We start from the raw sequence: 18,438 nt of genomic DNA on the forward strand, positions 1-18,438 counted from the left end.
GCCCGCCGGACCATTAGGTTCAGCGGGCCGTTTTCGTGCGGGGTACGGTTGCGCTTATGAAAGCCGCGCCTTCAGATCCATCAGGTGAAGCGGCAGGGACAGCGCCAGAAGCACCGCCACCCACTCCCAGCCCGCGCCCACGAGTGCGGCCCTTAGTGCCAGCACGATAAAGACGGCAGGGCCAAGAAACCCGGCGATCTGCGCCAAAGCCCAGCCGCGCATCCTTAGCCACACAGCCTCGATTGCCAACACCGCCAGCACAAGGTCGGCAGCATGCGCACTGGCGAAAAAGCTCTCGATCATCGCTATTGGGCCAAACGCGCTTTAGCCAAACGGCCCATTCATATCCACGATGGCCCAGTTGAGCACGGCGGCGAAGCTGACCCAGATAAGATAGGGCACAAACAACAGCGCCGCCTGTCTCGAATATCGCCCGCAATAGACGATCAGCGAAAGGATCGAGGCAAGCAGAAACCCGACCTCGATCATTGCCCAATCGGGGCGTTCCAGGCGGAAGAACAGGACGGACCAGCCGATGTTGAGAAAGGCGTTCAATGCAAACAGGCCCACAATAGCATCGGACACTTTAGGACCGGGAGCTGCGCGCCAGGCCGCAACTATCGCGGCGGTGTTCAGCGCAAAGATGATCGTCCAACCGACAGGAAAAAGCACGTCCGGCGGGTTCCAGCCGGGTTTAGCCAAGCTTTGATACCAAGGGCCCAGATCGGTAATCGTCGCGCCCAGAGCTGCGACGACGGCTGCTGCGATTGCGGCAATGATCGCCGGTAATATCCAGGTCTTCCTCGGCGCCATCGGCATATGTGTGGTCAAGTTCATAACGATCCCTCCTTATGCGTTTTATCCCGCGCCTCTTACGAGCGCGCTTCCGAATTCTCCGGCCTCAGCCCCAACAGGTGTGCGGTATCTTTCAGGAATATCTTCACGTGGGCGAGCGGCTTTTTACGCACCAGTCTCTTGTGCATGTAGGCCTGCCAGGTGAGCTGCTGGACGTCCTTGTCATCGCACATGTCGACAAACCGCTCGCGGCGTTTGTCGGATGAATACCAGAAGTATTGCATCAGCCCGAGGATCCAGAAGACGCGCCCGTGGTCCTTCATGAACCGCTTCCGCGCCAGTTTAAGAGCCTTCGCCTCCCCTGTTTTGAGCGCTTGGGATGCGGCCTGCGCACTGAAGCGCCCGCCGACCATCGCGTAGTAAATCCCTTCGCCAGAAGCCGGTGCCACGATGCCGGCGGCATCGCCTGCAACAATGACGTCAGCGCCATTGTCCCATCGTTTCAGCGGTTTTAGCGGAATGGGCGCGCCTTCGCGGCGGATGGTTTCACAACGGGTCAAATCAAGTTCGGAGCGCATTTCGGCGACCGCGCCTCGCAACGAAAAACCCTTGTTTGCGCTTCCCACCCCAACGCTTGCGGTGTCGCCATGGGGGAAGACCCAGGCGTAGAAATCGGGTGACAGCTTGCCCTGATAGAACACATCGCAGCGATCACCGTCGAAAGCGTCGCCTGTGCTTTGAGGTGATGCGATGATCTCGTGATAGGCGAAGACGCATTTTACGCGCTCTGCATTGGGTAGGCATTGCTTGGCGACGGCCGAGCGTGCGCCATCAGCGCCGATAACCATGCGCGCGCGGACTTTTTCGATGGGCCCTCCCCGCTCGCGGCGGAAGGTAACGAGAGGGTGCGCTTCATCGTCACGCTCGATCTTCTCAAAGGTCGCGGTTAGGCGCTCTGCCCCGCAATCGGTGGCGCGTTCTCGCAGCCATTCGTCAAAGTGCTCGCGGTCAACCATGCCGACATAGCCGGTCTCGCCCACCGGCATATCCACCGCGCGCCCCGACGGGGCGATCATGCGGGCCGAGCGTGCGCGCGCAACCAGCAGGCTGCGGGGAATATCGAAATCCTCAAGCATACGCGGAGGGACAGCCCCGCCGCACGGTTTGATGCGACCGCCGCGCTCCATCAAAAGGACTGAATGCCCCTCAAGCGCGAGCTCTGTCGCGGCGGTTGACCCCGCCGGGCCTCCACCCACGACCACCGCGTCGTAAATTTTATCCATCATGCAAACACCCTCCGAGTATCTTCTTTCGCCATGCGCGTTGGGCTGAGCGCTTTCTGCGTCGCTCGCACGGCCAGCCATGCAGCGACCACGAACAGCGCGCCCTCGGCTGCGAAAACGAGTTGGAAGGCGGAGCCATCGTCCATGAACCTTCGCCCGATATCGACGCCGAGCGATCCGACGAGGCCGCCAAGGCCAAATGCGATGGCTTGGGAAGCGCCCCAAACGCCCATACGCACGCCCTCGCGGGTGCGCTCACCGGCACCAGCAAGGCCCATCATCGCGCCAATTGCGGCGACGGCGAACAATCCATTGCAAAAGCCGAGGGCGAAAACATTGGCGTGGATTGGCCAGCCGTTTCCGACCTTGGCCCCGACCGCGAGGCAGGCGAGCGCTATTGCCGAACCCAGACAGCCAAAGACGATCCAGTGACGAAGCTCGACCGGCATGCGGCCTTTGAACGCGCTTCCTGCGATGCCGGCGACAATCATGCCTGCGAGCACTCCGCCCGATTGCATGCCGCCAAGCCCGGTGCTCTCACCCGGCGTCATCGCGAAGACGAGGCCAGCGAAGGGTTCAAGGATCAAATCCTGCATATTGAACGCCATCATCGAGGCGAAAATAAAGAGGGTAAAACGGCGCGCGGCTTTCTCGGCGAAGATTTCGTTCAAGGCCTCGCGAAAGCCTGGCGTATCCGCATCCTTGAAAGTTTCGGCAAAAGCGAAAGGCTCGCGCGGTTCAAGGCGGTAGGTCGCGAGCGCTGCGACACACAGGCACGCGATCATCAGACCGGAGGCGACCCACCACAGGCGCTGGGGCGAGAAGGGGTCGATCAGCTGGCTCACCGTGACGGCGGAAACCACGATCCCTGCGATCATCATGATCCATGTGACAGCTGCGGCCGCCGCGCGGCGCTCTGGCGCGACGCCCGAGGCAAGCAGCGCGAGCGCCGAAGTACCACTTGCGCCAACGCCAATGCCGATGAGGGTGTAGGCGAATATGCCAAGCGTGAGGCCGAGCCACCATTGCCCAGCCGTCATCAACGTGGTCTGCACCGCAAGGCACGCGCCCAGCGCGAGTACGGCAAGCCCGCCCATGATCCAGATGGTGCGCCCTGCGCCCTTATCGGACCCATGCCCCCACAGCGGGCGGCAAAGCTGCACCGCGTAATGCCAACCGACGAGCCCTGCAGGAAGTGCTGCGGCGAGAGCATACTCCACCACCATCAACCGGTTAAGCACGGTCGTGGTCAGCATCACCATCGCGCCAATACTCGCCTGAACGAGGCCGATGCGAATGATCGATATCCACGAAAGTCCGCGCGTTCTTGCCATCACGGGTGAAGTGGGCGCATGCATCAGATGTAGCCCCCCAAGCCCAGTGCGGCGGCCAGCATACCGAGCACATAGAGGGTCACACCCACACCGTTGTACCAGGGCGCATATTTTTTGGGATTGCTAAGCAGGCGCGGCATGGCGGCAAACTGTGCGATCAGAACCGCTCCTACCAGCAGCGCCGCAATGGTTTCGCCCCATATGGCAAGCAGCGCGATCACCGTGATCTGCGCCAAGGCCATGATCGCGCAGGCGAGGCGCGCAGCCTTGCCGACGCCCAAGGTGACCGGAAGCGATTTAAGACCCGTCGCCCGGTCCCCCTCGACCGCCTTGAAATCGTTCAAGGTCATGATGCCATGCGCGCCAAGGCTGTAGAGCACCAGCGTCACCAGCACTTCTGTCCGAGGCATGGCGCCCAACATCACAGCAGCGCCCGTAAACCATGAGAGTCCCTCATAGGTAAGACCCACCACCGCCGGCCCCGTCCACCCGCTTGTCTTGAAGCGGAAGGGCGGTGCGCTGTAACCCCAGGCGAGCGCAAGGCCCACAAGAGAAGCTGCAAACACCAATGGCCCCAAGAGCCAGCCGACAAGCGCCGACACAGCAGTCGCGATGAGCGCTATCCAAAGCCCCATACGCCCCGGAATGCGTCCCGAGGGGATCGGCCTGTCAGGCTCATTGATCGCATCGACATGGCGGTCGAACCAGTCGTTCACCGCCTGGCTTGTCCCGCACACAAGAGGCCCCGCGAGCATTACCCCGCCAGCCACAAACCAAAGCCGTCCATCGAGCCCTGCACCAGAGGAAACAGCGCCGCACATGAACGCCCACATGGGCGGAAACCAGGTGATGGGTTTGAGAAGCTCGACCACGTCGCCAAGGCGAGGAGACCTTTTTTGCAAAGCAGCAGCCGTCTGCGCTGCGCCTTCTGCCCGTCCGCCCTCCAACCGATCTTGCGGCAGCGGGGGTGACTGAGTCGAGATGGCGGACCTCTCCATAAAGGAAGAGGCTATGCCTGACAGGTCCAAGCGTCAAATCTTTTTGACACTAATTGATCGGCAAGACCGGTTTTATGGCGTTTTCAGTCTTCAAAGGCGCAGAATCGCCGTTCTGTCGGGCAGGGATGCCTGCGCATTTGCAACGCGCATTTATAAAGGCCCCGCCACTCACAACCGCGAAGGCGGGTGAGCGCAGGAGCGATTGACTACTTTTTGTTTGAGAAGTGTGGCTGACAGGCCCGCCTATTCGGCGTCGTCATTCGCAAGATTACCGATCCCGTGACGGTGCAGCTTGGAATAGAGGCTCTGGCGCGAAAGCCCCAGGATCTCGGCCGCTGATGCACGGTTGTCGGAGGTGTAATCGAGCGCGGCTTCGATGCACAAGCGCTCGATCAAGTCGGTGCTCTCGCGCACGATCTCCTTGAGTGACATCCGGCCCACGAGCTCTGTGAGTTGCTGCACCGAACGAGGCATTTCCGACGGGCCAGGGGGCAGATCGCGAAGGCGCCTGCCGATCTGGCGGATGACAAAGGCATAATGCCCGTCATCCCCGCCAACGCGCACCGCGGAAAGCTCGATCTGCTCGCCTTCAAGATCATCGTTCAACCGCAGGATCGTGCTCACATTGCGCGCACAGCCATGCTGGTCGATCTGCCCCTCGATAAGGTCAAGATCAATGCTTGGCCGTCCTATCCAGTTGGCCAGGTTTCGCCCTTGAATGGGGTCGATGCTGGGTGCCTGAACCATCTCCACGAAGGCCGCATTGGCGCTCAGCACGTCGAGGCGGGAATCGGTGATGACAAATGCGTCGGGCATTTCGTCGATCAGTTCGATCAACGGCCCAACGGGCTGTGATGTAGCGTCTTCGATCACTTCCAGCCGGATCAGCAGAAACTGCGTGCGTTCCTGGATAAAGCCATTTGCATGGGCGGAAACATTGGTCCCGCCTTTCCCAAGGGCCAGCTTTACCGGAGAGGACGAATTGGACGAAAGCGCAGCGCCAACCAGCGACTGGAGCGGGTCGCGCGAGTGCTTGTCGACAAAGGTTGGAAGCTTTTTGCCCGGCAAGCTGCCGCTGCGCGCACTCAAAAGCGTGTGTGCAGCCGAGTTGGCTTCGCGGATTTTGAGCGAGGATGCTTCTGCGATAATCATCGCTTCGCCCGAATGTTCAAACAAGGTGCGATAGCGCGCATCCAATTGCCGCATCCGCAGGTAATCTCGTTCGAGCGACTGTTGAACCTGCAATAGCCGCTGCTGCATCCGGCCCGCCTCGCGCATATCGCGACCAAAAGCGATTGCGTGTTTGCCGCCGTCAATTGCAAGGACGGCATAGCGTATCGGCGTATCGCCGTCGCGCGTTACGTGATTGACCTGCCGCCAATGCTGCACCTCACCGCGGCGCGCGGCGGCGAGCATTTCCATAACTTTGGGCCGGCTCTCTACAGTGACAGTGTCGATCCAGTTGGTCCCTTCCCAGCCTTCAAAACCGGGAAATTCCTGGGGATCGAATGCGGTGTCGACGATCAACCCGCTCTCATCAAGGACGAGTGTGATGTCGCCTGCGACCATGGCAAGCTTGGTCGCCGCATCAGCGTCGAGACTTTTGAACAATTCTGCGGCCTTGCCGAAGGGATTTTTTCCCTCGATCGAGTGCTTGCGGGTCAGCATGCGGTAGCCTGCCTATCTTTTCAAATGCGCATGCACCTTCGCGGACTTCAACAAACGCTCTGCCAAATCAAGGGCGGCTCGAGCGTCAGCGCCGGTCCCATCGGCTCCCACTTCGGCAACTACTGCTGGGTTATGGTTGATCATACGACCACCCACGAGAATAACGACGTCCGGGTTGCGTGATGCAAGGCGCATCGCATCGATAATGTTTCTGACGGCGGCGCTAGGGCAATCTCTGGAAAGCGTCAATGCCACCAGATTAAAGCTTTCCATGCTTAGCAGACCAATGATGTCGGTGCGGCGCGCCTGCGTCATCGCAAGCGCGTTCCACCCGGCGCGGGTAAAAACATCCTCAAGCATTTGAGGACCCATGAAATGTTGGTCCCCTGGCATCGGAAAGAACGCAGCCTTGCGCTTTTGATTCTCGGGCGTTGCGGAGGGTTCAAATCCCCACGCAGAAATTTCGCGCATAACTTCCTGCAATCGCCACAGCCCCATGGTCACATCGACGAAATCGCAGCTGTCATCTTCCCACATCTGGCCCAGCGAACGCGCAGCAGGAGCAAGTAATTCGTCATAGACCGCATTCACGGGGATACCGGTATCAAGAAGTGCCTTCACCTCTTTGATCAAACCTTCAGGCTCCACCTCAAGCGGCAGCTTTGCAAAGTCGAGCGCGTGTTCGCGCGAAATTGACCTGACGGCCGCTGGAGCTTTCGCACAACGAATGTTCGGCGCGCTCAAAATGGCTGGAAAAATCTCGCCTTCGATCACCGAGTTCACAGCATCCTGCTCGATTCCGTTACCGGTGCAATCAGGTCCAGTGCGATCCGATATCGATCGTGTGCGCGTTCGCGGGTCAGATGACCTTGGTGGCGACGAGACCCGCAAGGATTGCCCAAGCACGCCCTTAAGCGCTGCACTGACGGTGCCTTTTCGTTCAGCAGATTTCGAGACGCCCATGCAAGTGCCCTCCGGCTCCCGGCTGGTGGTCTCCAGGAGTGGCGCGCGAGCGTGTCAAAGCCATTCAGACCAGAAGGCGCGTCGAGGCTGACGAGGTCGAAAATTGTTCGACGCCTAATCCATCAGCCCTTGAAGCTTTAGCCGATCAAGGCCTGCGATGCAATTCAATCCGCAAATGGCCCCGCGTCGCAAGTATTAAAGTTGTCCAGTTTCTTTTACGTCCAAATGATTTGACACTTGCTCTGCGTTAGGCGTAGAAATTCATTTCAGAGAGAAGGGCAAATTTTTGAGGATGGGACGCTCAGCACACATATCTCAGACCGGATCGCCGCTTTTGCAGGGGCAGGAGCAGCGGGATGATCGAGGACTAAAGGGGTCGCTTTACACTCCGGATGAGCGGCAACGGCGTGACGAATCGGTTTGGACAATTGTCCAGGGTGTCCTTGCTCCGCTGCAATTCCTTGTGTTTTTGGTCAGCCTTGGCCTTGTCATCCGCACGCTTGTGACCGGAGAGGGCGCATTTGCCGCCGACGTCTCTATCGTCGTCAAAACTCTCGTACTCTACACTATCATGGTGACCGGCTCGATCTGGGAAAAGGTCGTGTTTGGCAAATGGCTGTTTGTGCCGGCTTTCTTCTGGGAAGATGTGTTCTCGATGGCGGTGCTTGCATTGCACACGGCGTATCTCGTGATGCTCTTTGCAGGGCTTGGCACGGTTGAGCAGCGGCTTGGTGTCGCGCTTGCGGCCTACGCGGCCTACGTCATCAACGCAGGGCAATTCCTCTGGAAACTGCGCATGGCGCGGCTTGAGGGCGCAACTGCCCGGCAGGCGGTGCCAGCATGAACGTCGCCACCACACCTCCTGTCGTTTTGGCGGGCTGCGATGCCCCAAAGGCTGAAGCCTCGTCCCGCCCGGTTCTGCGCGAGCGTGGCCAGCGCGAGGTGTTCTGCGGGCTCACCGGTATCGTTTGGCTTCACCGTAAGATGCAGGATGCTTTCTTCCTTGTGGTGGGCTCCCGTACCTGCGCGCACCTGCTGCAATCAGCGGCGGGCGTGATGATCTTTGCAGAGCCCCGCTTTGCCACCGCCATCATGGAAGAGCGCGATCTTGCCGGTATGGTCGATGCGCAGGACGAACTCGACCGCGTGGTTAGGCGCCTTCTCGACCGCCGTCCCGATATCAAGACGCTGTTCCTTGTCGGTTCCTGCCCCTCTGAAGTGATCAAGCTCGACCTTGCCAAGACAGCAGAGCGTCTGGGCGCAGCTTATATGCCGCGCGTGCGCATCCTGAATTATTCGGGCAGCGGGATCGAGACGACCTTTACCCAAGGGGAGGACGCTTGCCTTGCGGCGCTCGTCCCCGAAATGCCTGCGCAAGAGCCAACCGCTCCCAAACAGCTTTTGATGGTGGGCGCGCTTCCTGACATTGTCGAAGACCAGTTTCTGCGACTTTTTGCCCAGCTTGGAATTGAGCATGTGGGCGTATTGCCCGCTCGCAATGCCCGCGACCTGCCGCCGGTGGGCGCGAATACGCGTTACGTCCTGGCCCAGCCTTTCCTTTCGGAAACCGCCATGCGGCTTGAAGACCGCGGAGCGAAACGCATCGAGGCTCTCTTCCCCTTCGGCGTGGACGGGACAAGCGACTGGCTGCGCGCGATTGGGCGCGAGTTTGCCGTGGATGAGGCCCACGTTGAAAGCGTCCTTGCCCCTGGCCGCGAACGCGCCGCCCGCGCGATTGAGCACAGCCGAGCCGCGCTTGAAGGCAAGCGCATCAGCTTCCTGCCGGATTCGCAATTGGAAGTGCCGCTCGCGCGCTTCCTGCACACCGAACTCGGCATGGAGCCGGTTGAGGTGGGCGCGCCCTATCTTCACCGCTCGCATTGTGCAGGCGATCTGGCGCTGCTTCCCGAAAGCACCCGCATCAGCGAAGGCCAGCACGTCGACAGCCAGCTTGACCGCGTGCGCGAAGACAAGCCTGACCTCACCGTCTGCGGCCTTGGCCTTGCCAATCCGCTGGAGGCGGAAGGATTCACCACCAAATGGGCGATTGAGCTCGTTTTCTCCCCCATCCACGGGTTCGATTCTGCGGGCGATCTCGCCGAACTTTTCGCGCGGCCCATGCGCCGGCGCGACAGGCTGGAGGTCTAAGCGATGCAGCTTTCGGTCTGGACATATGAAGGCCCGCCCCACGTGGGGGCCATGCGCGTCGCCACCGCGATGAAGGGGCTGCATTACGTCCTGCATGCGCCGCAGGGTGACACCTATGCGGACCTGCTCTTCACTATGATTGAGCGCCGCAATCACCGCCCGCCGGTGACCTATACGACCTTCGAAGCGCGCGACCTTGGCAAGGATACAGCGCAGCTTTTCCAAGACGCAGCGATGGACGCGATTGAGCGTTTCAAGCCAGAGGCGATCATTGTCGGGGCCTCGTGCACGGCGGAACTCATCCAGGATGATCCCGGCGGGCTGATTGAGGCGATGGACCTCCCCTGCCCTGCGATCCCGCTCGAACTGCCAAGCTATCAGCGCAAGGAAAACTGGGGCGCGGCAGAGACATTTTACCAGATCGTGCGGCATCTCGCCGATCCATCGGTGACACCAGAACCACGTGAAGGACGCCGCCCGCGCGCCAACATTCTCGGACCCACGGCGTTGGGCTTCCGTCACCGCGATGACCTTATCGAGGTCCGCAAAATCCTTGAACAACTGGACGTTGAAGTGAACCTTGTTGCGCCATTGAATGCGCGGCCTTCGGACATTGCCCGCATCGGCAATGCCGACTTCAATATCGTCCTTTACCCGGAAATAGCAGATGAAGCGGCCCGCTGGCTCGAACGCACGTTCAAACAGCCACGCGTCCGCTCAATCCCATTCGGTGTGATTAGCACTCGTGCATTCATATCCGAAGTCGCCGAGTTGGTGGGTGCAGATCCCACGCCTGCCCTCGGCGACACCTCTTCCCGGCTCCCGTGGTGGAGCCGCAGCGTCGATTCGACGTATCTCACCGGCAAGCGCGTCTTCATTTTCGGCGATGCGACCCACGCGGTCGCCGCCGCGCGCATTGCCCGCGACGAGCTCGGCTTCGAGGTCTGCGGACTTGGTTGCTACAACCGCGAATTCGCCCGCGATGTGCGCGAGGCGGCGAAAGACCACGGGATCGAGCCGCTGATCACGGACGACCATCTCGAGGTCGAGGATGCCATCGCCAGAGCCGCGCCTGAAATGGTGCTGGGCACGCAGATGGAGAGGCATATTGCCAAGCGTTTGTGCATCCCCTGCGCTGTTATCTCCGCGCCCGTTCACGTGCAGGATTTCCCCGCGCGCCACTCACCCCAGATGGGTTTCGAGGGCGCGAATGTCATTTTCGACACTTGGGTGCATCCGCTGGTGATGGGGCTGGAGGAGCACCTTCTCACCATGTTCCGCGAGGATTTCGAGTTTTCCGACGAAGCGGGCGCATCGCACCATGCGGCGCATTCGCCGGGCACTGCGCAAAAAACGCCCGTTTTCAAAGAGGAAGTGATCCCCGAACCCGAAGTGACCGAGCTCGACAGCCCGGCATGGACTTCCGAAGCTTCGCGCGAGCTCAAGAAAATCCCGTTTTTCGTGCGCGGCAAGGCCAAGCGCAACACCGAGGCTTTCGCCGCCGAATTTGGTCGCGGCGAGATCGATCTCGACACGCTCTACGATGCGAAGGCGCATTATGCACGGTAAGGCGAGCCCCTCGGCTACCCGCGCAAAAGCGCCGGTCAATGTGGTGATCGTCACGCTCGACAATCATTTGAAAGGCGCGGTTGAGCGCGCCAACGCCGAGCTTGCCCGCGACAATATCTGCCTGACGCTCCACGCTGCGTCCGAATGGGGCGCGGAGCCGCAAGAGCTTGCCAAATGCGAAGAGGCCATCGCCGAGGCGCATATCGTCATCACTACGATGATCTTCCTCGACGATCATATGCGCACCATCCTGCCGGCTCTCGAAGCACGGCGCGAGGATTGCGATGCGATGGTGTGCATGATGTCAGCGGGCGAGATCGTGAAGCTGACACGCATGGGCGGCTACCGCATGGATGCGCCTGCCAAGGGGCCTCTGGCGCTCCTTAAAAAACTGCGCGGCTCCCCCAACAAGGGTGCAAGCTCTGGCGCAGGCCAGATGAAGATGCTGCGGCGTTTGCCCAAAATCCTCAAATTCATCCCTGGCACCGCGCAGGACGTGCGCGCCTATTTCCTCACGCTGCAATACTGGCTGTCGGGTTCGGATGAGAATGTGATCGCCATGACCCGCGCGCTCATCGACCGTTATGCAGCCGGTGAGCGCGAGGATCGCCGCGGGGAAACCCACGCCGAGGCTCCGGTCGAGTATCCCGAAACGGGGGTTTATCATCCGGGTGCAGAGCAGCGCATTTCGGAAAGCCTTCGCATCCTTCCCAAGGCGGTTGCCAAGGATGGAGGCGGTAAGAACGGAACCGTAGGGCTTATCCTGCTGCGCTCTTATCTGCTGGGCCGTGATGCGGGGCATTATGACGGCGCAATCGCTGCGTTCGAAGCTGCCGGCCTTAAAGTCGTGCCGGTTTTTGCAAGCGGGCTCGATGCGCGCCCTGCGATTGAAAAATTCTTTGTCGAACGCGGAAAACCCACCGTCGATGCGATCGTGAACCTTACCGGCTTCAGCCTCGTTGGCGGCCCCGCCTACAACGACAACGAAGCCGCGCGCCAGGTGCTGGGCGACATGGATGTGCCCTACATCGCTGCGCACGCGATAGAGTTTCAGTCGATCGAGGATTGGCAAAAGCGCGAGCAAGGGCTCTTGCCGCTTGAGCAGACCATGATGGTTGCCTTGCCCGAACTTGACGGCTCCACCGCGCCAAGTGTTTTTGGCGGACGGTTCGGCGACGCCGGAAGCGTGTGCAATGGCTGTGATCGCCAATGCGAGCGCAAAATTTCAGAGCACGTTCGCCCGATGCAAAGCTGTCCCGAACGCGCCGAGGCGCTGGCGGCGCGGGTAGCAAAAATCATCGCGCTTCGCCGCAAAGACCGGATCGCGCGCAAGCTGGCGGTAGTGCTGTTCAACTTCCCGCCCAATGCAGGGGCAACCGGGTCGGCGGCCTTCCTTTCGGTCTTCCAATCGCTGTTCGCCACTCTCAAGCGACTGTCTGCCGAAGGCTATGATGTAGAGGTTCCGGAAAATGTCGAAGCGCTTCGGGACGCGATCCTCAAAGGCAATTCGGACCGCTTTGGCTCTGACGCCAATGTTGCCGCGCGCATACCCGCTGACGAACACGTCCGGCGCGAAAAGCACCTGAACGAGATCGAAGCGGCATGGGGCCCGGCTCCGGGCAAAGCGCAATCAGACGGCGGACACATCCACATCTACGGCGCGCATTTCGGCAATGTCTTTGTCGGCGTGCAGCCCGCGTTTGGATATGAAGGCGATCCCATGCGCCTCCTTTTCGAAGGCGGCTTTGCTCCCACCCACGCTTTCAGCGCTTTCTATCGCTGGATCCGCGAGGACTTCGGGGCGCATTCGGTGCTGCATTTCGGCACCCACGGCGCACTTGAGTTCATGCCGGGCAAGCAGGCAGGCATGAGCGGGCGCTGCTGGCCAGAGCGCCTGATTGGCGATCTGCCGAATTTCTACCTTTATGCCGCGAACAACCCTTCCGAAGGGATGCTGGCGAAGCGTCGGTCCGCGGCAACGCTCATCAGCTATATGACGCCGCCACTGGCGCAGGCCGGGCTCTACAAGGGTCTCGCCGAGCTCAAGGCGAGCGTAGAACGCTGGCGCATGTCGGACGATGCGGCAGAGCGCGCAGACCTTGAACAATTGATCGCAGACCAATGCGACGCGCTCGACATCGAAATGGGCGATATTGGCGGTCTTCTGGGCCGTCTTTACGAGCTTGAGCAAACGCTTATCCCGCACGGGCTCCATGTGCTTGGCAGCAACCCGGTGGGCGAGCAACGCGAAGATATGCTCGACGCCATGATGGAAGCCGCTGAAGACGGTGATCGTGGGGCAATGAACGCCAAGATCGACGCCTGCGACGAATTGGCTGCGCTCATCCACGCGCTCGATGGCGGATACGTCCAACCAGCGCCTGGCGGCGATATCGTCGCAAACCCGGACGTCCTCCCAACGGGCCGCAACATCCACGGCTTTGATCCTTTTCGCATTCCATCGGCCTATGCCTGTATCCTTGGGACCGATCAGGCGGAAAAGCTGATCGCGCGGCATATCGCGAACGGCGAACCCTTCCCGCAAAGCATCGCGATGGTGCTCTGGGGCACTGACAACATGAAAACCGAAGGGGTGCAAATTGCGCAAGCAATGACCCTCCTCGGAGCGCGGCCGCGTCGCGATTCCTACGGGCGTCTAGCAGGCGCTGAGTTGATCCCACTCGAGGAATTAGGCCGGCCGCGCATCGATGTTGTGATGACCCTGTCGGGCATCTTTAGGGACCTGCTGCCGCTGCAAACACGCATGTTGGCAGAGGCCGCGCTGCTTGCGAGCCAAGCTGACGAGCCGCTGGAGCAGAACTTCGTTCGCAAGCACAGCCTCGCTCAACAAGCGCGACACGGCTGCGACATCGAAACCGCCGCGCTTCGCGTCTTCTCCAACGCCGAAGGGGCATATGGCGCAAACGTCAACCAGATGATTGAAGGCGCCGTTTGGGCCGATCCGGACGAACTCGCCAATGCGTTTGAGATCAACAAAGGTTTTGCCTACGGCGTCGGCGGTACACCGGTGCAACAACGCGAGCTCTTGCAAAGCCACCTCGCAGATGTCGATTTCACCTATCAGAACCTTGAAAGCGTGGAACTGGGCATCAATGATGTCGACCAATATGTCGACGGCCTTGGCGGAGTAAGCCGCTCGGTTTCGAAAGCAAAGGGCAAGGACGCGCCCGTTTACATCCTTGATGCAACGCGTGGGAAGCCCAAGGTCCGCACGCTGTCCGAGCAGATCGACCTCGAAGCGCGCACCCGCACGCTCAATCCCAAGTGGTTTGAAGGCATGCTTGAGCACGGTTTCGAAGGCGTTCGCGCGATCGAGGGCCATGTGAATTCCACCTTCGGCTGGTCTGCCACCACGGGTCAGGTCCAGCCGTGGGTCTATCAGAAAATTTCCGAGACATTTGTGCTCGATGAAGAAATGCGCCGGCGTTTGGCCGCGCTCAATCCAAAGGCGAGCGCGCGTGTGGCGGGCCGTCTTCTGGAAGCGTGCGACCGGCATTTGTGGGAGCCCGACGAAGCAACTTTGGAAGCGCTTCGCGAGGCCAATGACGAACTCGAAGACCGCCTCGAAGGCGTCTTTGTGGCGGAAAACTAGAGAGTAGGGACGCTCATGAACCTTCACACATCCAATAAGGGCTTTGACCGCGCAGACGGAGAAGGCTCGGTCCAAGTGCAATTGGACCCGTCCGACAAGATCAAGGGCGCAAAGGTCTTCGCCGTTTATGGCAAGGGTGGGATTGGCAAATCCACCACATCTTCAAACCTGTCCGCCGCCTTCTCAAAGCTTGGCCACCGCGTCCTGCAAATCGGCTGCGATCCCAAGCATGACAGCACTTTCACGCTGACAAAAAAGCTGATGCCCACGGTCATCGATGTGCTTGAGACGGTCGAGTTCCATTCAGAGGAACTGCGCCCCGAAGACTATATGTTTGAAGGCTATAACGGCGTCATGTGCGTGGAGGCAGGCGGGCCGCCTGCGGGCACAGGCTGCGGCGGTTATGTCGTGGGCCAAACGGTAAAACTGCTGAAGCAGCACCACCTTCTTGAAGACACCGATGTGGTGATTTTCGACGTATTGGGCGACGTTGTGTGCGGCGGTTTCGCCGCGCCCTTGCAACACGCAGAGCGCGCCGTGGTCGTGGCTGCCAATGACTTCGACTCCATCTTCGCCATGAACCGGATCGTTCAGGCGATCGGTGCGAAGGCGAAGAACTATGATGTGCGTCTTGCCGGCGTAGTCGCCAATCGCAGCCGTGAAACCGATGAGATCGACCGTTTCTGTGATGCGGTCGGGATGCCGCGCCTTGCCCACTTCCGCGATGTCGATGAGATCCGCAAATCACGCCTGAAAAAATGCACTCTGTTCGAGATGCCGGATAGCCCGGAGGTTATCCAGGCACAGGACGAATACATGCGGCTTGCCGCGATGCTGTGGGCGGGCGTTGAGCCGTCAACCGCGTCTCCCATGAAAGACCGCGACATCTTCGACTTCTTGGGATTTGAGTGATGGCTACACACGCACCTGAACGCCCCATCGCGGCAAGCGCCTATACAGATCGCAGGGAGGCCCTTGCGACCTATTTCGATTCCACCGCCAAGCAGGCTTGGATCGACCTCACCTCCGATGCGAAAGTCAGCGGCATCCGCGCCACCGTGCGCGCGGGCCGCGAGCAAATGCGGCGGACCCTCGTTGGCTGGCTTCCTGCGGACTTGCGCCGCACGCGGCTACTCGATGCGGGATGCGGGACCGGCGCGCTGGCACTCGAGGCCGCTTGCCTTGGCGCAGATGTGACCGCGGTCGATGTCGCAGGCGGTCTGGTCGATGTTGCCAAGAAGCGTGCCAATGGCTTCTGCGGCCACGGCAAAGTGCGCTGGCGTGCGGGCGACATGCTTGACCCTGAACATGGTGAGTTTGCGCATGTCGTCGCGATGGATTCGCTTATTCACTATTCGCCCGACAATCTGGTCGATGCGCTCGAGGAACTGGCGAGCCGCACGAGCCGCTCGATCCTCTTTACTTTCGCCCCGCACACAAGGCTGCTTGGCGCGATGCATTCGGTCGGCAAAGTCTTTCCGAAAAGCGATCGCTCACCCGCGATCGTGCCGGTGGCAGAAGATGACCTTCGCGGGCGTCTCGCGCGGCTCGGCGGGTGGAGCATTGGCCGAACTGAGCGGATCTCCAGCGGCTTCTACAAAAGCCAAGCCTTGGAGTTAGTGCGAAATCCATGAGCCAACCCAATCGCCCTTCCTATCAATTTGCCCGCATGATCGCGGACTTGATGCCGTTTGCCGATGCGGCAAGCAAGGAGCTGCCACTCTCGCGGCTCCTGCGCTTGTCGCTGTTTCAGGTGAGCGTCGGGATGGCGATGGTTTTGCTTAGCGGGACGCTCAACCGCGTTATGGTGGTCGAGCTTGGCACGCCCACCTGGCTCATTGCGACATTGATCGCGGTGCCGCTTCTGGTTGCCCCTTTCCGCGCCCTTATCGGGCACAAATCGGACCGCCATGTCTCGGCACTGGGGTGGAGGCGCGTGCCTTACATCTGGTTTGGCACCATGATGCAGTTTGGTGGCCTTGCGATCATGCCCTTTGCTCTGCTCCTGCTTGAGCTTGAGGGACGCTTTGAGATCGGTCTGGTCGCCGCAACGGTGGCCTTTCTGCTGACGGGCCTTGGCTTTCACGTCACGCAAACCGCCGGATTGGCGCTCGCAACCGACCTTGCGCCCGAAGACAAAAGGCCCCGCGCGGTGGCGCTCCTTTACGTCATGCTGCTGGTTGGCATGATGCTTTCAGCTTTTGTCATCGGCGGGCTTCTGATCGACTTTAGCCCGACGCGGCTTGTGCAGGTGATCCAGGGCTCTGCTTTACTCACCATGGTGCTCAACCTCGTGGCTTTGTGGAAGCAGGAAGCTCGCGCGCCCGAACGCACCAAGCCCGATCCCGACGCTCCGAGCTTCAACGAGCTGTGGAACAATTTCGTGCGCGATGGCCGCAATGCCCGGCTTCTTATTGCCATCGGCATTGGCGCGGCCGGTTTTGCGATGCAGGACGCGCTGCTTGAACCGTTTGGCGGCGAAATCCTCGGCCTTTCTGTCGGCGCCACCACCGGGCTCACCGGCGCGTGGGCGCTGGGTGCGCTGATCGGCTTTGTCTACTCAGGCCGCAAGATGACGCTTGGCGCCGACCCCTTACGCCTCGCAGGGCTTGGCCTTGTGATCGGGGTCAATGCCTTCCTCCTTGTGCTTTTCGCAGGCCCGTTCTCCTCTGCCGCCATGCTTTATGCTGGCGCGCTCTTCATCGGGCTTGGACTTGGCCTGTTTTCTGTCGGAACACTTATCGAAGCCATGGCGCTCGCCAAATCCGAAACCGCAGGGCTTGCGCTTGGCGCATGGGGCGCGGTGCAGGCGACCTGCGCTGGCGCAGGTATCGCTCTTGGCGGGCTTTTGCGCGACCTCATCGCGTGGGTCGCCGCCAGTGATGCAAGCGCCACCATCGCCACCCGCGCCAGTGGCTATATCGCCGTTTATATCATCGAAATCCTGCTTCTTGTTGCAGGCCTCGCCGCGATCGGTCCGCTTGTCGGGCGCACTCGCAAATCATCAATCGAGACACGGAACAAATCAGACCAACCCTTTGGTCTGCAGGAGTTTCCAACATGAACCGCTTGCTCGGGATAGAGCGGTCCAAAAGCCGTGAGGGTCTTCTGCAGGGACCTTCTATAATGACCAAAGGAAAGTACCATGGGTAACGTATACATTGCCGGGCTTTTTGACGTAGCCGAGCTAACCTTCTTCCTGTTTCTCTTCTTCTTTATCGGGCTGGTGCTTTACCTGAACCGGGAAAGCCGGCGCGAAGGCTATCCGCTCGAGCATGAGCAAACCGGACTGATTGATCGCGGCGTGCCGCTGACCGACGGGGGCAAGAAAACATTTAACCTGCCGCATGGCCGGGGCACTTACGTTCCAGAAGACGTGCCGCGTGACGAGCTTTCCAAGATCGGCAATATCCCCGGCAAGCAGACCTTCGGCGCGGCAGGCGCTCCGTGGGAGCCAACCGGCGATGCGATGGCCGATGGCATGGGCACCGCCGCTTTTGCCATGCGCGAGGATTATCCCGACCTCACCTTTGATCGTCACCCGCGCATCGTGCCGATGGCCAACGCCGTTCACGCAATGGAAATCGCCGCGATGGATCGCAACCCTGTGGGCCTGCCGGTCTATGCCGCTGACAAAAAGAAAGCCGGCGTGGTGAGCGATATCTGGGTGGACCAGTCAGAGCACCTCATCCGCTATCTCGAAGTGACCACCAATACGGGCAAGAAGGTCCTTGCCCCGATGCCGTTCTGCGCTGTGCAGGGCAAAAGCTGGCTTGGTGGCCTCATCCCGATTGTCGATGACCAGCCCGAGCTGATCGACATCGAAGCGATCCGCGCTGACCAGTTTGACGCCGTTCCCGCCGTCAAGACCGCTGGTCAGATCACCCGCCTGGAAGAAGACAAGATCCAGGCCTATTATGGCGGCGGCTACACCTACGCCCTGCCGGAGCGTTCTGAGCCATGGATCTAAGCACCAAACCCGCCACACAAGCCGTAGATACGGCCCATCATGAGCCAGCCTCGCCCCTGTCGCGGGAAGCGCAGGAGCTCGAGACGCAAGGACCGCG

15 protein-coding genes are annotated in these 18,438 nt (G+C 60.4%); 8 read left to right on the forward strand and 7 right to left on the reverse strand.

Annotation, left to right across the window (positions count from 1 at the left end):
* Nucleotides 1-54 precede the first annotated feature (54 nt).
* From MWU38_RS11155 to MWU38_RS11185, 7 genes are all read right to left on the reverse strand, one after another.
* A complete protein-coding gene (locus MWU38_RS11155; protein WP_247271875.1) occupies nt 55-303 on the reverse strand; it encodes a hypothetical protein in 249 nt (82 codons plus the stop codon).
* Nucleotides 304-324: 21 nt separating this feature from the next.
* Nucleotides 325-837 (reverse strand): TspO/MBR family protein, encoded by a 513-nt coding sequence (locus MWU38_RS11160; RefSeq protein ID WP_247271876.1) that lies wholly within the window; start codon nt 835-837, stop codon nt 325-327.
* A 35-nt stretch (nt 838-872) separates the two neighbouring features.
* Nucleotides 873-2,081 carry a geranylgeranyl diphosphate reductase gene (locus MWU38_RS11165; RefSeq protein WP_247271877.1) on the reverse strand — a complete coding sequence of 403 codons (1,209 nt, stop codon included), beginning with the start codon at nt 2,079-2,081 and terminating at the stop codon, nt 873-875.
* The gene (locus tag MWU38_RS11170; RefSeq protein ID WP_247271878.1) at nt 2,078-3,412 is read right to left on the reverse strand and encodes a BCD family MFS transporter; all 1,335 of its coding nucleotides are present in this window, start codon (nt 3,410-3,412) and stop codon (nt 2,078-2,080) included. Before MWU38_RS11170 ends, MWU38_RS11165 begins: the two co-directional genes overlap by 4 nt.
* A 23-nt stretch (nt 3,413-3,435) precedes the next feature.
* A complete protein-coding gene (gene chlG / locus MWU38_RS11175; protein WP_247271879.1) occupies nt 3,436-4,410 on the reverse strand; it encodes a chlorophyll synthase ChlG in 975 nt (324 codons plus the stop codon).
* Nucleotides 4,411-4,653: 243 nt separating this feature from the next.
* On the reverse strand, nt 4,654-6,078 hold the full coding sequence (ppsR, locus tag MWU38_RS11180) for a transcriptional regulator PpsR (RefSeq protein WP_247271880.1): 1,425 nt from the start codon (nt 6,076-6,078) through the stop codon (nt 4,654-4,656).
* Between the two features lie 12 nt (nt 6,079-6,090).
* Nucleotides 6,091-6,852, reverse strand: a complete 762-nt coding sequence (locus tag MWU38_RS11185) for a cobalamin B12-binding protein (protein WP_247271881.1) — start codon at nt 6,850-6,852, stop codon at nt 6,091-6,093.
* A gap of 481 nt (nt 6,853-7,333) precedes the next feature.
* Between MWU38_RS11185 and bchF the strand changes: the two genes are divergently transcribed.
* From bchF to puhA, 8 genes are all read left to right on the forward strand, one after another.
* The gene (gene bchF / locus MWU38_RS11190) at nt 7,334-7,885 is read left to right on the forward strand and encodes a 2-vinyl bacteriochlorophyllide hydratase (protein WP_247271882.1); all 552 of its coding nucleotides are present in this window, start codon (nt 7,334-7,336) and stop codon (nt 7,883-7,885) included.
* Nucleotides 7,882-9,189 carry a ferredoxin:protochlorophyllide reductase (ATP-dependent) subunit N gene (locus MWU38_RS11195; RefSeq protein WP_247271883.1) on the forward strand — a complete coding sequence of 436 codons (1,308 nt, stop codon included), beginning with the start codon at nt 7,882-7,884 and terminating at the stop codon, nt 9,187-9,189. Before bchF ends, MWU38_RS11195 begins: the two co-directional genes overlap by 4 nt.
* 3 nt (nt 9,190-9,192) lie before the next feature.
* The gene (bchB, locus tag MWU38_RS11200; protein WP_247271884.1) at nt 9,193-10,758 is read left to right on the forward strand and encodes a ferredoxin:protochlorophyllide reductase (ATP-dependent) subunit B; all 1,566 of its coding nucleotides are present in this window, start codon (nt 9,193-9,195) and stop codon (nt 10,756-10,758) included.
* Entirely contained in the window at nt 10,748-14,371 is a 3,624-nt protein-coding gene (locus tag MWU38_RS11205; protein ID WP_247271885.1) for a magnesium chelatase subunit H, read from the forward strand. Before bchB ends, MWU38_RS11205 begins: the two co-directional genes overlap by 11 nt.
* A gap of 15 nt (nt 14,372-14,386) precedes the next feature.
* Nucleotides 14,387-15,283 carry a ferredoxin:protochlorophyllide reductase (ATP-dependent) iron-sulfur ATP-binding protein gene (gene bchL, locus MWU38_RS11210; protein WP_247271886.1) on the forward strand — a complete coding sequence of 299 codons (897 nt, stop codon included), beginning with the start codon at nt 14,387-14,389 and terminating at the stop codon, nt 15,281-15,283.
* Nucleotides 15,283-16,005 (forward strand): magnesium protoporphyrin IX methyltransferase, encoded by a 723-nt coding sequence (bchM, locus tag MWU38_RS11215; RefSeq protein WP_247271887.1) that lies wholly within the window; start codon nt 15,283-15,285, stop codon nt 16,003-16,005. The genes bchL and bchM overlap by 1 nt, the downstream gene beginning before the upstream one ends.
* Nucleotides 16,002-17,435, forward strand: coding sequence for a BCD family MFS transporter (locus MWU38_RS11220; protein WP_247271888.1), 1,434 nt, complete (start codon nt 16,002-16,004; stop codon nt 17,433-17,435). The genes bchM and MWU38_RS11220 overlap by 4 nt, the downstream gene beginning before the upstream one ends.
* An 81-nt stretch (nt 17,436-17,516) precedes the next feature.
* Nucleotides 17,517-18,341 (forward strand): photosynthetic reaction center subunit H, encoded by an 825-nt coding sequence (gene puhA, locus MWU38_RS11225; protein WP_247271889.1) that lies wholly within the window; start codon nt 17,517-17,519, stop codon nt 18,339-18,341.
* Nucleotides 18,342-18,438 lie beyond the last annotated feature (97 nt).

The sequence above is a fragment of the Qipengyuania sp. S6317L1 genome, assembly GCF_023015615.1.
In the GTDB taxonomy this organism is placed as follows: domain Bacteria; phylum Pseudomonadota; class Alphaproteobacteria; order Sphingomonadales; family Sphingomonadaceae; genus Erythrobacter.

Bases quoted from the DNA above. Each gene is read 5' to 3' on its own strand.
- MWU38_RS11155 (WP_247271875.1), bottom strand. From the start codon at position 303: ATGATCGAGAGCTTTTTCGCCAGTGCGCATGCTGCCGACCTTGTGCTG.
- MWU38_RS11160 (WP_247271876.1), bottom strand. From the start codon at position 837: ATGAACTTGACCACACATATGCCGATGGCGCCGAGGAAGACCTGGATA.
- MWU38_RS11165 (WP_247271877.1), bottom strand. From the start codon at position 2,081: ATGATGGATAAAATTTACGACGCGGTGGTCGTGGGTGGAGGCCCGGCG.
- MWU38_RS11170 (WP_247271878.1), bottom strand. From the start codon at position 3,412: ATGGCAAGAACGCGCGGACTTTCGTGGATATCGATCATTCGCATCGGC.
- chlG (WP_247271879.1), bottom strand. From the start codon at position 4,410: ATGGAGAGGTCCGCCATCTCGACTCAGTCACCCCCGCTGCCGCAAGAT.
- ppsR (WP_247271880.1), bottom strand. From the start codon at position 6,078: ATGCTGACCCGCAAGCACTCGATCGAGGGAAAAAATCCCTTCGGCAAG.
- bchF (WP_247271882.1), top strand. From the start codon at position 7,334: ATGGGACGCTCAGCACACATATCTCAGACCGGATCGCCGCTTTTGCAG.
- MWU38_RS11195 (WP_247271883.1), top strand. From the start codon at position 7,882: ATGAACGTCGCCACCACACCTCCTGTCGTTTTGGCGGGCTGCGATGCC.
- bchB (WP_247271884.1), top strand. From the start codon at position 9,193: ATGCAGCTTTCGGTCTGGACATATGAAGGCCCGCCCCACGTGGGGGCC.
- MWU38_RS11205 (WP_247271885.1), top strand. From the start codon at position 10,748: ATGCACGGTAAGGCGAGCCCCTCGGCTACCCGCGCAAAAGCGCCGGTC.
- bchL (WP_247271886.1), top strand. From the start codon at position 14,387: ATGAACCTTCACACATCCAATAAGGGCTTTGACCGCGCAGACGGAGAA.
- bchM (WP_247271887.1), top strand. From the start codon at position 15,283: ATGGCTACACACGCACCTGAACGCCCCATCGCGGCAAGCGCCTATACA.
- MWU38_RS11220 (WP_247271888.1), top strand. From the start codon at position 16,002: ATGAGCCAACCCAATCGCCCTTCCTATCAATTTGCCCGCATGATCGCG.
- puhA (WP_247271889.1), top strand. From the start codon at position 17,517: ATGGGTAACGTATACATTGCCGGGCTTTTTGACGTAGCCGAGCTAACC.